The sequence below is a fragment of the Lentibacillus saliphilus genome (assembly GCF_019093865.1).
Classification (GTDB): domain Bacteria; phylum Bacillota; class Bacilli; order Bacillales; family Amphibacillaceae; genus Lentibacillus_B; species Lentibacillus_B saliphilus.
Genome location: NZ_JABJXD010000011.1, coordinates 14,783 through 28,632, shown reverse-complemented (window position 1 = coordinate 28,632; position 13,850 = coordinate 14,783). Strand labels below are relative to the sequence as shown.

The window sequence follows — 13,850 nt, the reverse complement described above, 5'->3', positions numbered from 1 at the left end:
GCACCCTAATTCATTGGACTTCCCCAAAACATATACGAATCAATCGATAGCTTTGCTACTTACGCCACTTGGCATTAATTGATGCGAAGATTCTCTAAATGGTGACCAAAAAGGTCAAAAATCATAGAAAGGTTGATCTACATGGAAACCATTTTGGAAGTAGTTCGTATTGAACAAGTTATCAGAGAGGCAGAAGAGGGTGTTGATTATATCATTCGTAGTCCAGAAGACGGAGCAAAGATCGCATCTCGCTTTATTGGTCGTGATGATCGTGAAGTGTTTTTTGTTATGTGTTTAAATACGAAGAATAATGTTGTCACAGTTCATCGTTGTCATGTTGGTTCGTTGAATGCCTCACTCGTTCATCCACGTGAGGTGTTTAAAGCAATAATACTTAATAACGCAGCAAGTGTCATAGTTGCACATCAGCATCCAAGTGGTGATATAACACCATCGATGGAAGACATTAACGTTACAAAGAGATTAGTCGAGGCTGGAAAGTTACTAGGCATCGAAGTACTCGATCACTTAGTAGTAAATAGCGAGACCAGTTTTACTAGCCTGAAAGAAAGAGGCTATATTTAAAAGGGGGAAATATCTCCCTTTTTTTCTCCAAGATTTTTTTGTATTTTCCGTAAGTTTTGGCAGTACAATTATTAGAATTAATATATAATAAGAATCTAGCGGGTAGTTTAGTGAAGTAGTCCAGATTGATCTTTGTTCCACGATAGGGCCATTTTGTGGTAAACCGGAAAACGTGCATTCTATTTAAATATTGATTTATTATTATTGATGTGGTAATATTTTCATAACGTTATTAAATTGAGGTGAGACTATGCAATTCATAAACTTAATGAAGTTTACCTTGGGAATTGAATTTTCTTGTCTCACTCATTCGGGTCTTTTAAAATTTGCTTGACCATCATGTTATGATGTGCGACTTGTTAAAGGCATTTATATTCTGAATTAGCATTTGAGCCACAGGGTTATTTTATATAGCTTTGTGGCTTTTTGTATTTTTAGACATTGCTAAACGACTGTTTGATACCCTTGGTTACTTCTCTTGAGAGGTGATCGAATGGAATAACTATTTTAGGTATTATTAGCCGATGGACGTTAAAGAGGTTATCATAGCACTCGTATTTGGCATTAAAAGAGCCATTAAGCAAAACATATGTGGACAAACGTAATTAAATAATACTTTAAGAAAAGAGGAATTAAATGATTTATAAAGCAAATGCAGAAGTGAAGAAAAAATTGGAACCTATGTTTGAAAGTATTGATAGTACTATTGTTCTTTCATATCTTCAAGGACATATGGGAGATGCTTGGGTAGACAACCTTGAGACTCCAACGGTTGCCCAGATTACGGTAGGGATTTTTGTGTTTTATGCTGGCGATTCCACTACTAAAGAAGCTGTGGAATTGCTCTACAATCTCCCTGAATTCACACTTGCAATTGTTGATTCTGATGAATGGAAAAATCGTATAGAGTCTGTTCATAATGGTAAAATTGAAAAGTTTCAACGATACAGATTTGAAAAGAAACCAGAGCATTTAAATAAGGCACATATACTGAACTTGTTGTCTTCATTACCGGATGGATATGAAATTAAAAAAATTGATAGTAATATAGCAAATGCCCCGTCTTTCCAGGAGTTATCAGAGGACTTTGTAAGTCAATTTGAATCCATAGATGATTTTATTAAAAGAGGTGTAGGGTATTCCATAATCCATGAGGGAAAGGTCGTTACTGCAGCGACGTCTTTTAGTGTATATGATGGTGGTATTGAGATCGAAATTGCTACACATCCCGAATACAGAAGAAAAGGTTTGGCGACTATAGTGGCCTCTTCACTGATCCTAGATTGCCTTGATAATGGGAAATATCCTAGTTGGGATGGAGCAAATATTGAATCCGTTGAATTAGCTAAAAAACTAGGCTACGTATTTAAGGAGACATACGATACCTATTTTATTAATCATAATGAATAAAATTCATAGGGGGCGTATGTCTTCTAAGGTAATAGGCAACTTCTTTGACTTGTAAGAGAAGTATTTGTTTGCTGTTACTCTAACGGGCGCTATTGTGGGACAAACCACGCCCAGGGTTCTTGAAAGCAAGTTAACATTGTATTCAACTAACATCAATCACTTTGGTTCAAATTGGTTCAAGCAATATCATTTTCAATACTTTTTCATACGTTATTATACATTTTTAATTTCAAGAAACATTGATATAAATGGATTATGATGTATTAAATATACTTGAAATTTATCTGTATATTTCTCAAAACGCTAGAGCGAATGCTCTCGTATCAAGGGTTTGCATGCACATTTCGATGCAAGTTGATCCATATTTGAATACAACGATAAAATTACATTTAAAGCACTGACAGAAATGTCGGTGCTTTTTGTGTTCTCTATATAGAGTCTAACAGTTATAAAGCATCTTCTTGTTCATGCTTCTTTTCAGGCATTAATTTCGGGATATGATTTTACGTCGTTTGAAAGTTTATCATTCTAAGCGAGAAGACCCCCACTTCAAAGAGCGCGAAGGGTAAAGCGTGTGGAAAATATTGCGTGCCGGGTCAGTGATAAGGTTAATTTCCTCCATCCTGATATGAATCAATAAGAAAAACAAAAATTGTTTAATTCGCTCAAAGAAGACGGAGTATGTGGAGAACCAGTTAATAAAAGATCAGTTTATTAAAAGTATGGAAAAACGAGGGGTCATAGTTAAGGAAGCACAGGAACAATTTGAGGCTGAATTACTGTTTTCACAAGTATTTGAGATGGATTCCTCTTTAATATACGCCCCTAGCATGAAAATTACCTTTGGAGAAATTAATAAATTATAATTATACTAACCATCTTTAGTTCTTATTCAACAAACGGGTGCAAAAAAATAAGGATCATCAAATCGATGGACTTTATTTTTTTTAGCAACTACTTTGGAAAATTATGGTAATATTGTTAAATAGCCTATAAAGATCTTGGGATTATCGGTAAGTTAGTTATAAATTGATAAATTATTTTCTATAACGAGGAGAAATCTTAAATGAAAAAAACTATTAACTACGACAAACTTATTAAAGTAGCTCTAGAACACTATGGGATTACTGACTTTTCCTCAAGTTTTATACGACATAACGACAACATTACATTAAAAATAAATAATAATGAGGATAATAATTCTTATGTTTTGCGGATTCACTCCCCTATTACTTCTGGACTACAAGGGGTACAGCATACCTTTGAAGGCATAAATGCAGAGATGGAATTGTTAAATAGTTTAAACAAACAAACTTCTTTACCTCTACAGAAACCAGTTAAAAACAAAAAAGGAAACTTAGTTTCTACAATTGTTGATGTGGAAAGTAATTTTTTTCCATTGGCAACACTCCTTTCTTGGAAAGATGGTGTTGATTTTACAGGAAAGGAACTAAATTCAGAAAAACTTGCTTATGAAGTGGGAGTTGTATTAGCGCAATTACATAATTTCTCCAATAACTGGGTTGTCCCACAACCATTTATACGACCAAATTACGATATTGAAAAGTATAGGAATTTAACTGAAAGATTACAGTATGGTCATGAGATAAAATTATTTACGTCTAGACAGTATAATGTGATCTTAGACACTATGAAATATATAGAAATTATTTTTGATAGAACACCAAAAGTGAATAATAGTTGGGGAATTATTCACGCTGACCTACAAGGGGGAAACATTATTGTAAATAATGATACTGTTATCCCTATTGATTTTGGCTTCTCTGGCTATGGTTATTATTTATTCGATATTGGCATTACACTTACAACTTTCAATATTAATCATAGAAAAATGGTGTTAGAAGGATACAAAACATTAAGAGTCCTTAATGAAGAAGACGAATTGCTAATAAGTGCGGGATTTATATTAGCTATTTTTGGAGCTTTTGGTTTTATGGTAAATAATCAAGAATCTCACGAATGGATACAGCGGAGAATACCTTATGTTACACAAAATTATTGTAAGGCTTTCCTCGATAAAAAGTCCTTTCTGTTGGAAATAGAGTAGTAAACTTTTTTCGTAAAGAGTATTCAACTAACAACTGTCATTTGGTTCAAATAGGTTCAAGTAATATCATTTTCAATACCCATTTATACACTTTTATCCAAATTGAAATCCGCAAAACATTGATGTAAATGGATTTACATGGATTCAATATACCTTAGGCGAATTAGTATATTTCTCAAAACGGTAACCAACCTTATATATCAAGGTTTTGCCCTCTTTGCTCTTATCGAGCAGAGAGGGCTTTTTCATGTTCTGATATCATCGTGCCCGTTTCCGGAACAACGCTATTCATGCATTGGTTGTTTTAAGAAATTCCTTTATTTCTCTCCATGCATCTATTGTTGCTCTTGCATTCGCTGATTTTGTCCCACCAAATTTTATTGCCATGCCTTTTCCCAACTGCATAATGATGTTACTTGGAAGCGAAGGGAAACTGTACGGAAAAGCCAAGAAATGACCGGCTTTTTGGTAGAGAAGGTGTTTGTGTTGATCGTGATGATTTGATAAATAATTTTCCATTCTTTTTACAAATGTATCAGATGGCCATAAGTGGTCATCACTTCCAGAAATCGATAGCACAGGAGCATTGATATTTTCTACACGAATTCGTGCCTCTTCTAGTTTTTTGGCATTTCTCATCGAACGTCTCCAAATAGATAAAAAAGAAGATGGACGCTTGAATATCCAATTGAGAAACATGGAGAAAATCATAGAAGGTGGATAAGAGAATTTCATATAAGGCAAATCTTTTCCATTGAAAGTCCAAGAAGGTATTGGAGCAAACACGCCATTTTTCATGCCCGATGTGACATAACTACTTGGTGAAACTGCAATTACGGCTTTATATTCATCATAAGTGGAACTTAACTGGAGAGCTAGTTCCCCTCCTCTTGAGAATCCAATTAATGATACTTGTTGATTAACAAATGGATGCTTTTTTAACCAATAGGTAGCTTTTTCGAAATACTCTAAAGGAATTCTTTCTAAGTTATCTGGAACGCTCTCGAGACCAAAATAAGCTAATGACAGCACCGTATATCCATAGGAAGCTAACAGAGCTGCAGCTGGTTCCAAATAACCGCCATCTGACCCACCTAGAAGTAACACACCTGGGTATTTCCCTTCCTTCACAGGATGATACAAAACACCTGTGAATGTATTTGATTTTATAACTTCTCTTCTAATATCTTCTTTATAAAAGTGACGGGTCATGTTAATCGTATCAAGAATTTGACCGGATATTTCCAATGAAAGGTTTACTGAAACTGCATCAGAATTTTGTTTATAAAAAAAATCACCATGTGTCGAGTGTTGGTCTTCCATGGACCAAAATAATCCAAAGCTGTCTATTTCATGATACGATCCCTCTACAGGTTTTTCGTGGGAAAGTGAAACAGTCCCATCTTTCCTTGCTTGAAAAGTTGCCTCCGATTCAAAGTTCTTACCCATATCATCTCGCATTGTTGCTTTAAGTGTAACCATCTCATTTGGTTCACAGTTTATTACTTTTATATTAATTTCCTCATCGATATAAGAATGCAGCTTATCAATGATGATTACAGGCTCTTTTTCCTCCTTAAGAACGCCTCGTATAGTGTTGCTTTCCATAATGAATACCCCCCAGACAACCTAAAATTATAAATTTGATGTCCCGTAACTTGGGCCGTTCGCCGAGTATCTGTACCAATTTATTACAACAAGTATAACATTTTATTATTCAAAATTATTTTTATTTAATGCTTTGCTGAAGAAAGCGGTTTATTCAAGCATCTCAATAGCTATAAGTAGCTGTTCGATATCTTAGTGTGTGTATACTTTATCTGTGGCGTTCTTAGAAGCACGCTCCATAATTCGTCTACTGGTTAGCCTATTTGTACCTGCATTGTCCATAAGAGTCGCGAATGTGTGTCTGCAATCGTTTGGCCTATGGTTTGAGAAACAACTCGCAAAGCATTATAGATTATTTTGGAGTAGAGGTTATTGAGAGTCTCTTGCTTGAATGTGAATGACTTGATATTAATAATTGGTTGAAAGGAAAAATGAGAACAGAAAACTACAAACAATGGACATAGGGGCTTTCACGGGTGGTCATTCACCTCTTTTTTTGAGAGGGGGGTGATATGATGACGTTCGCAACCTTAGTTGTAGCTATACTGTCAGAACAAAAAAAGTAACCACCCGATGAATGCCTAGCCGCATTTTGGTTGGTTACTTTTCTGACCTAAATATGTGAGCTGCCCCCTTGAAGGGCTTTTACACACGAGACCGTTCCATGTACCAGCATGAGCGGTCTTTTATTACTGTATGATTTCCTATATATATTATACCTCATTTTGCATTCAAAATAAACATAGTGACTTTTATGGACACGTACTTAATTAATATGAATTCAGTTATACCTCTCAATCTAATGCTGTCGAAATGAAAAATATTTCCCCGGAAATAACGTTATCTGTCATTTTTTGAAGAAGAAGATCACATTGCTGACGAATGACTCACATCTTAGCAATCAGACCTCATAGTCTGATCAATGATATATAGCGTATGTTCTATCGCTAATATTCTTTTCCCTCTCATATTTACAACTAATTTATGTTCTTCTGAAAAATATACATTTTCTTTACATGACGTTAATCGAAGCTCAACATCTGTTTGTTAGACTGTTTCTGTAGCACACACATGATAAACGTTATGGGGGTGTGGTCACTGTATGGCGGTGTATACATAAACAAACACCATACATGGTAGACAGGGTGCAAATGAGCATCTTAAAGTTTTACATCTAATTGGAGGGGATCAAATGAGAAAGTTGTTTAAAGTAAGTTTTATGATGATGTTAGCAGCAGTTGTACTCGCGGCATGCTCGGGTGAAGCGTCGTCGAAGGACCCGGAGGAGATTTCGGTGCAATTTGTACCGTCGCAAAATGCTGATACGCTTGAAGCAAAGGCAAAACCGCTAGAAAAGTTACTAAGTGAAGAGCTCGATATGCCTGTTAAAGTGAGTGTGTCAACAGACTACAATACCATTATTGAAGCGATGGACTCTGACCAAGTTGATGTTGGATTCTTACCACCGACTGCTTATGTGCTCGCTGAAGAAAAAGGTGCTGCAGAAGTCATTTTACAATCACAGCGATATGGTGTGAATGACGATGGTTCACCGACTGATGAACTCGTTGATTTTTATAAGTCTATTTTTATTGTCCGAGCTGATTCTGATATTCAATCAATTGAAGATTTAAAAGGCAAAAAAATTGGTTATCAAAATGTAACCTCTTCAGCTGGATTTGTTTGGCCAGCCGCTACTCTATTGGAAGCCGGTATCCATCCATTGAATGATATGTCACCTGTCACATTAAAAGGTCATGACCAAGCTATTATCTCACTGTTAAATAAAGACGTTGACGTAGCAGTTACATTCCAGGATGCACGTAATATCGTTAAAGGTGATTATGAAAATGTGTTTGAGGAAACGAGAATTTTAGAGTTTACGAAGGGGATTCCGAACGATACGATCGCTGTTCGCCCTGATATTAGTGACGAATTGAAACAGGCATTAACGGATGCATTTGTTGCGATTGGTAAAGACGAAGAGGGCCGTGAGATTATTCGGGATGTCTACTCGCATGAAGGCTATATTTCTTCTGAAGATAGCAATTTTGACATTGTAAGGGAGTACGAGGAAACCGTTAGTAATGAAGTAGAGTAAGACGTTGTGGGACATTTAACAATCCATATATAAACAAGGAGGGCTGACAAAGCGGTTGTGCTGTCAGCCTCCTTTCACTCATAAGAAAAGGTAGGTAAATTGTCTTGATAGAATTGCAGGGTGTATCTAAAACATATCCCGATGGAACAGTCGGTTTGAACAACATTAATTTGACCATTGATAGCGGTGAATTCGTCGTAATCGTTGGCTTATCGGGTGCAGGTAAATCGACTTTGTTACGGTCAATGAACCGATTAATTGATATTACTGAAGGTGACATTCTCGTTAATGGGGCCTCTATTACGAAGGCGAAAGGTCAGTCCTTATATGACATACGACGTAATATCGGTATGATTTTTCAAAATTTCAACCTTGTTCGGCGGTCATCGGTTTTGAGAAATGTGTTATCTGGCCGAGTAGGCTATCATTCAACGCTGCGTATGATTTTCGGTTTGTTTCCTAAAGCGGATAAGCAGTTGGCGCTTGAGGCATTGAAGCGTGTTCATATTGAAGATAAAGCCTATAACCGTGCAGATCAATTGTCTGGAGGGCAACAGCAGAGGGTGTCAATCGCACGGGCGTTAGCGCAAGAAGCAGAGATAATACTTGCGGATGAGCCGGTTGCATCGCTTGATCCAGTAACGACGACACATGTTATGGACGATTTAAAGCGTATTAATCAAGACCTCGGTATTACGATGGTTGTTAATCTTCATTCTATTGAACTGGCGCGTACATATGCGACAAGGATTATCGGCTTAGATGCTGGTGAAGTCGTTTTTGATGGTTCACCTCAAGATGCCACAGATGATGTGTTTGCACACATTTATCAACGCCGTCAAATGACGGAGGAGAGGGTGCAATCAGCGACATGAAAGAAACACCTATTCAACCTGGAAAACGACATACGAAGCAGTTGTTGACGCTTTTTATTGTTGTTGTGTTAATTGTTGTGTTTAGCTGGCAAATTGAGCTGTCAATGCTGCAGTTATTGAATGGCCTTCCGAATATGTGGGATTTGATCGTGCGTATGGTTCCACCTAATATGAGTTATTTTTCGGTCATTACAGCACCTATTTTAGAGACCATTCGTATGGCTGTTATCGGCACAACACTGGGCGGTTTATTGGCATTTCCTCTGTCTGTATTGGCTGCTCGTAATATTTTTCATACAGCTTGGGTTACAACGCCAGCCCGATTCATCTTAAATTTAATTCGAACGTTGCCTGAACTGTTATTGGCGGCTTTATTCGTAGCTATATTTGGTATCGGCCCGATTCCTGGTATATTTGCTTTAATGCTGTTTTCGCTCGGTATTATTGCCAAGTTATTTTATGAATCTGTAGAAGCGATCGACCCTGGACCGATGGAGGCGATGACGGCGGTCGGTGCGAATAAAATCAAATGGATCATGTTTGGCGTCATTCCCCAAGTGATGTCGGCGTTCATGTCCTTCTTTTTATATGCGTTTGAGATTAACATTCGTGCTGCAGCGGTTTTAGGCTTAGTTGGGGCGGGTGGAATTGGATTGTATTATGAGCAGACACTCGGATTTCTCGATTATCAAAAAACATCCTCGATTATTATTTATACGCTGCTCGTCGTTCTACTAATTGATTACATCAGCACGAAAGTAAGGGAGAGATTAGTATGACGAAGCAGAGGCTGTATGTATATAGCAGACGTTTATTAATCATTGCGGCGGTTGTATTGATCTATGTATGGGCAATATTAGGGTTGCCTGTTATAGAAATTAAGGAAACATCAATGGAAGTAATGGGATCGATTTTTTCAGGGCTGTTACAACCTGATTTAGATTATATTTATGATCCAGCGGGAGAGGATTTACTGCGTGGCCTGCTCGATACACTTGCGATCGCTTTTTTAGGGACGGTCATTGCTGGATTTCTCTGTATTCCTTTTTCATTTATGGCTTCCTCTAATATTGTCAAAACACGGGCCATCGTCGGGACGAATAAATTTATCCTTAGCTTTATCCGTGTGTTTCCTGATATCGTTCTTGCGCTGCTGTTTATTAAAGCGGTTGGTCCGGGTGCCTTTGCTGGTGTGCTAGCACTTGGTATTGGAGCGGTAGGCATGCTCGGAAAGCTCATTTCGGAAAGCATAGAAGGGGTGGATTTAAGTGCACGAGAAGCCCTGATTGCGACAGGTGGTAATCCGATCAAAACGTTTATGTTTGCCATTGTGCCAGAGGTGTTGCCTAATTTCTTTTCGTTTATCATGTATCGTCTTGAAGTGAACGTCCGTGCAGCGACGGTACTTGGTGTTATTGGAGCGGGGGGTATTGGCACACCACTCATTTTCGCCTTGAGTGTCAGAGATTGGGAACGTGTCGGCATTATTTTACTCGGTATCATCGTCATGGTTACTGTGATTGATATCATTTCAGGTAAAATAAGAGCCCGACTAACGTAACGACGTGCAGAGTGTTCAAGAAAAGGTGAGGCACGTCATTTTAATATTTGGAAAGCCTCTTTAGGACACAATCCATTTAGCAAAGCGCTAGAGCTATGGTATAGTCAAAAAGAGGAGGAATGCCCGATGAATAAAACGTTAAAAACTTTGGATGCAAAGTTACATCAGGATGACATATTTGCGTTGTCACAGTTCGCCTTTCAGTATGAGCTATCTCCAGAAGAGATGGATAAAAAGGTGAAGGAAGCTGAACGCCATGTGATTTGGGGAATGTTTGTTGATGGGAATCTCGCTGCTAAAACGCACCTCATTCCTTTATCGGTCTATATTAAAGGAAAAGTGTTCAAAATGGGCGGGATTAGCTCTGTTGCGACATGGCCAGAGTATCGTCGCCAAGGCCTTGTGAAGGATTTATTAACACATGCTTTAAAGCATATGCGCGCAGAAGGTCAAATGCTGTCATTTCTTTATCCTTTTTCTTTTACGTTTTATCGGAAATATGGTTGGGAGCTTGCCTTTAATGAAGTGCGATGTGACATCCCGATGTCAGCTTTTAAAAAGCGCTGGAACCCTGAAGGCTACGTACGTCGGGTTGAAGGCGATTTGAACGTGCTTGATTCCATTTATACTGCGTATGCTACGCAATTTACAGGAACGCTCAAGCGTGATGAAGGCTGGTGGCGTGATCGCGTGTTAAAGGATAAACACCATATCGCTGTCGCCTATAATCAGGATGATAAGCCGGTTGGCTACGTCATTTATCACGTGAAAAAAGACGTATTAACGGTCACAGATATCGCGTTTGCCGATTTAAACGCACGCTGGCTGCTGTACCAATTTATCGGTCAGCATGATTCAATGGCTGAAAAGGTTAAAATTGTTTTACCAGAGGACGATCCACTTGTCTTGCACGTAGACGATCCGCGTTATGAACAAAAGCTGTCACCGTATTTCATGGCACGTATCGTGGATGTACCTGGTTTTTTGCAGGCATACCCATTTGAAGCTGTGAATCACAGTGTAAAGCTTTCTGTAGAAGACGAATTTATGCCGGAAAACAGTGGGACATATCATGTCACACAAACTGATGGAGCTACACGTGTGACAGCCATTCAAAATCATGTAAATGACCAAGGTGTTAAGTGCTCGGTTCAACTGTTAACGATGATGCTCCTTGGTTATAAGCGTCCAACCGCTTTAAAAGAAGCTGGGCTTTTAAACGCACGTAGAGCTGATGTTGAAGCGCTTGAACAGATGATTCCTCAGCACCGTGTTTATACCGCTGATTTTTTCTAGAATTAGGAATTATGGATGAGTTAGATTGTTTAATAGTGTTCAGTGCTGCAGATCAGGAACGGCGTATGCGGCCGTTTTGCAATTTATGCGGCTGGCTGGACGGTTATGCGGCGCGTTATTGATATATACGCTTTGTTTTCAATATATACGTCTCAAATATAATTTATACGTGGGGATTGGAATATATGCGGCCCAATATGACGTTATGCGGCTGGGGGAATGATCGCTCTTTTGAATGCGATCAGTCATAATCCTGTGCCTTGTCCCATACGATATACAAGCAGATTGTATAAGGGGCGAGGCACATGAGGCGAATCAATCATGTAATAGCGTGGCTAGCAGGCGTGGGCGTGCTCGTATTTTTAATTATGGCACCCATTCCACAAGCTGATGATGTATGGAAAACATGGTCATTACCATTAACGGGGAAGACGATCGTTATTGATCCTGGTCATGGCGGCGCAGATGGCGGTGCGGTTGGGGCAGGCGATATCTTAGAAAAAGACATTGCCTTAAATGTTGCCAAGAAGCTAAAAGATTACTTACAGCAAGCAGGTGCGCTCGTCTATATGACACGAGAAACAGATACAGATCTAGCGGATAAAGGGACGCAAGGCTTATCAAGACGTAAAGCTGAGGATATTAGAAATCGTATGGCTTTCATCAAGGAAAAAGAGGCGGACTTTTTTGTGACCATTCATTTAAATGCCATTCCATCACCACAATGGAGCGGCGCGCAGACGTTCTACCATCCAAAGTTTGATGAAAGTAAGCATTTGGCTACGATGATTCAGTCAGAAATAACCCGTAACCTAGAAAATACAACGCGAACGCCATTAGCAGTTAATACGCTTTATTTACTTAAGCATGCCGAAGTGCCGTCTACCCTCGTTGAAATTGGCTTTTTGTCAAATGCTCAAGAGCGCGACCAGCTCAATCAAGAGGGGTATCAACAGCAAATGGCGGGAAGTATTTATCAGGGGATTTTACGTTATGTGACTGAGGATCCGGAGGAACAGGACTGATACGATTCAATTGCATTTCTATAAAGGCGCTCTAATTCTATCCCTCTTTTCCTAGATGTAGTTGTTATTTTTTTCCTTTTCGATTTGTGTGTGATACCATTTAAAATGTTATTAATGTGCAGAAGAGGAGAATGGAATGATGAAAGCCATACTCGTAGATGATGAACATCTTGCGCTTGAGTTCCTGGAGCGTCAGATAAACAAAATAAGTGACATGACGGTTGAAGGCACGTTTACGTATTTTGACGTCGAAGCGCAGACACATTTATTAATGGAGATTGACACAGTTTTTCTCGATATTGACATGCCTGAAGTCAATGGACTTGAGCTGGCAGAGCAAATTTTAAATAAGAACCCGAACATCATGATTGTTTTTGTGACAGCGTACAATGAATATGCGGTTCAAGCGTTTGAATTAAACGCATTGGATTATCTTATGAAGCCTGTTCAATTAGACCGCTTGACTCAAACAGTCAAGCGCCTTGAAGCAAATCATAAAGCGGATGGTAATAATCCACCTTCGAATCATGATCAATTGCAGGTCAATGTGTTTGGTGAGCTTACCATCACGACGGCTAATCGTACACCGGAGACACTTCAATGGCGAACGTCTAAAGCAGAGGAATTATTTCTATATCTTCTACATCACGTTGGTCAGCCGGTTCGTAAGTCAGAATTAATTGAACTGCTTTGGCCAACAGATGAGCCTGCGAAAGCATTCTCGCAGCTTTATACTGCTATATATCATGTTCGAAAAACGCTATTGGTATATAAAGATCATTTAAAGGTCGAAAATAAAGGTGAAGGTTACGTCCTTCAAACTCATAATGTCACGCTTGATATTACAGAATGGGCGCAACGTATAACATCTACGCAAGAGTTGAACTTAGATACGGTATTTACATATGAATCGATCATGGCATTATATACAGCCCCTTATCTTGATAAGTATGGCTATGTATGGGCAGAATCGGAACGTTATCGCCTTGAACAGCTTTGGTTGAGTTATGCTTATAAAATTGCAGACTGCTATTATAAACATGATTGTATGGAAGAAGCACAAACTTGGTATATTAAAATATGCAACGTGCGTCCTGAAGAAGAGCGCGCTGCATTCACCCTTATGAGAGTATATGCGAATCACGGTTATCCAATGTTAGTCTATCATCATTATAATGACTTGAAGCGTGCCCTCGAAGACATAGGGATTAGTATGAATTCAGAGATTGCGAACTGGTATAGCCGTTGGAAAAATAGACAATAGAGATTCATTTATAAAAAGCACTGATTCCTTCCAGTAGGTAAAGTCCTGTGGAAGAAT

Annotated in this window: 12 protein-coding genes; 11 read left to right on the top strand and 1 reads right to left on the bottom strand. The window is 38.6% G+C overall.

The window, feature by feature from the left end; translation table 11 throughout:
• Positions 1 to 141: 141 nt before the first annotated feature.
• The 4 genes from HPC67_RS13790 to HPC67_RS13775 all read left to right on the top strand — a co-directional run bounded on the left by HPC67_RS13790 (position 142) and on the right by HPC67_RS13775 (position 4,063).
• On the top strand, positions 142 to 585 hold the full coding sequence (locus HPC67_RS13790) for a JAB domain-containing protein (RefSeq protein WP_217588887.1): 444 nt from the start codon (positions 142 to 144) through the stop codon (positions 583 to 585).
• 636 nt (positions 586 to 1,221) lie between these two features.
• Positions 1,222 to 1,995 carry a GNAT family N-acetyltransferase gene (locus tag HPC67_RS13785; RefSeq protein ID WP_217588885.1) on the top strand — a complete coding sequence of 258 codons (774 nt, stop codon included), beginning with the start codon at positions 1,222 to 1,224 and terminating at the stop codon, positions 1,993 to 1,995.
• Positions 1,996 to 2,678: 683 nt separating this feature from the next.
• Positions 2,679 to 2,861 carry a hypothetical protein gene (locus HPC67_RS13780; RefSeq protein WP_217588884.1) on the top strand — a complete coding sequence of 61 codons (183 nt, stop codon included), beginning with the start codon at positions 2,679 to 2,681 and terminating at the stop codon, positions 2,859 to 2,861.
• Positions 2,862 to 3,061: 200 nt separating this feature from the next.
• On the top strand, positions 3,062 to 4,063 hold the full coding sequence (locus tag HPC67_RS13775) for a phosphotransferase enzyme family protein (RefSeq protein WP_217588882.1): 1,002 nt from the start codon (positions 3,062 to 3,064) through the stop codon (positions 4,061 to 4,063).
• A gap of 288 nt (positions 4,064 to 4,351) precedes the next feature.
• Here HPC67_RS13775 and HPC67_RS13770 read toward each other — a convergent pair whose 3' ends face one another.
• Positions 4,352 to 5,671 (bottom strand): alpha/beta fold hydrolase, encoded by a 1,320-nt coding sequence (locus HPC67_RS13770; RefSeq protein WP_217588880.1) that lies wholly within the window; start codon positions 5,669 to 5,671, stop codon positions 4,352 to 4,354.
• A gap of 1,192 nt (positions 5,672 to 6,863) precedes the next feature.
• Between HPC67_RS13770 and HPC67_RS13765 the strand changes: the two genes are divergently transcribed.
• The 7 genes from HPC67_RS13765 to HPC67_RS13735 all read left to right on the top strand — a co-directional run bounded on the left by HPC67_RS13765 (position 6,864) and on the right by HPC67_RS13735 (position 13,793).
• A complete protein-coding gene (locus HPC67_RS13765) occupies positions 6,864 to 7,772 on the top strand; it encodes a phosphate/phosphite/phosphonate ABC transporter substrate-binding protein (protein ID WP_217588870.1) in 909 nt (302 codons plus the stop codon).
• Between the two features lie 104 nt (positions 7,773 to 7,876).
• On the top strand, positions 7,877 to 8,647 hold the full coding sequence (gene phnC / locus HPC67_RS13760) for a phosphonate ABC transporter ATP-binding protein (RefSeq protein WP_217588868.1): 771 nt from the start codon (positions 7,877 to 7,879) through the stop codon (positions 8,645 to 8,647).
• Positions 8,644 to 9,426, top strand: a complete 783-nt coding sequence (gene phnE, locus HPC67_RS13755; protein WP_217588867.1) for a phosphonate ABC transporter, permease protein PhnE — start codon at positions 8,644 to 8,646, stop codon at positions 9,424 to 9,426. Before phnC ends, phnE (HPC67_RS13755) begins: the two co-directional genes overlap by 4 nt.
• Positions 9,423 to 10,208 carry a phosphonate ABC transporter, permease protein PhnE gene (gene phnE / locus HPC67_RS13750; RefSeq protein ID WP_217588865.1) on the top strand — a complete coding sequence of 262 codons (786 nt, stop codon included), beginning with the start codon at positions 9,423 to 9,425 and terminating at the stop codon, positions 10,206 to 10,208. The genes phnE (HPC67_RS13755) and phnE (HPC67_RS13750) overlap by 4 nt, the downstream gene beginning before the upstream one ends.
• Positions 10,209 to 10,334: 126 nt before the next feature.
• Positions 10,335 to 11,504: a GNAT family N-acetyltransferase gene (locus HPC67_RS13745; protein ID WP_217588863.1), complete on the top strand. Its 1,170-nt coding sequence runs from the start codon at positions 10,335 to 10,337 to the stop codon at positions 11,502 to 11,504.
• 305 nt (positions 11,505 to 11,809) lie between these two features.
• Complete coding sequence (gene cwlD, locus HPC67_RS13740) at positions 11,810 to 12,529, top strand: N-acetylmuramoyl-L-alanine amidase CwlD (RefSeq protein ID WP_217588861.1); 720 nt, start codon at positions 11,810 to 11,812, stop codon at positions 12,527 to 12,529.
• Between the two features lie 136 nt (positions 12,530 to 12,665).
• The gene (locus tag HPC67_RS13735; RefSeq protein WP_217588859.1) at positions 12,666 to 13,793 is read left to right on the top strand and encodes a response regulator; all 1,128 of its coding nucleotides are present in this window, start codon (positions 12,666 to 12,668) and stop codon (positions 13,791 to 13,793) included.
• The last annotated feature ends 57 nt before the right edge of the window (positions 13,794 to 13,850 follow it).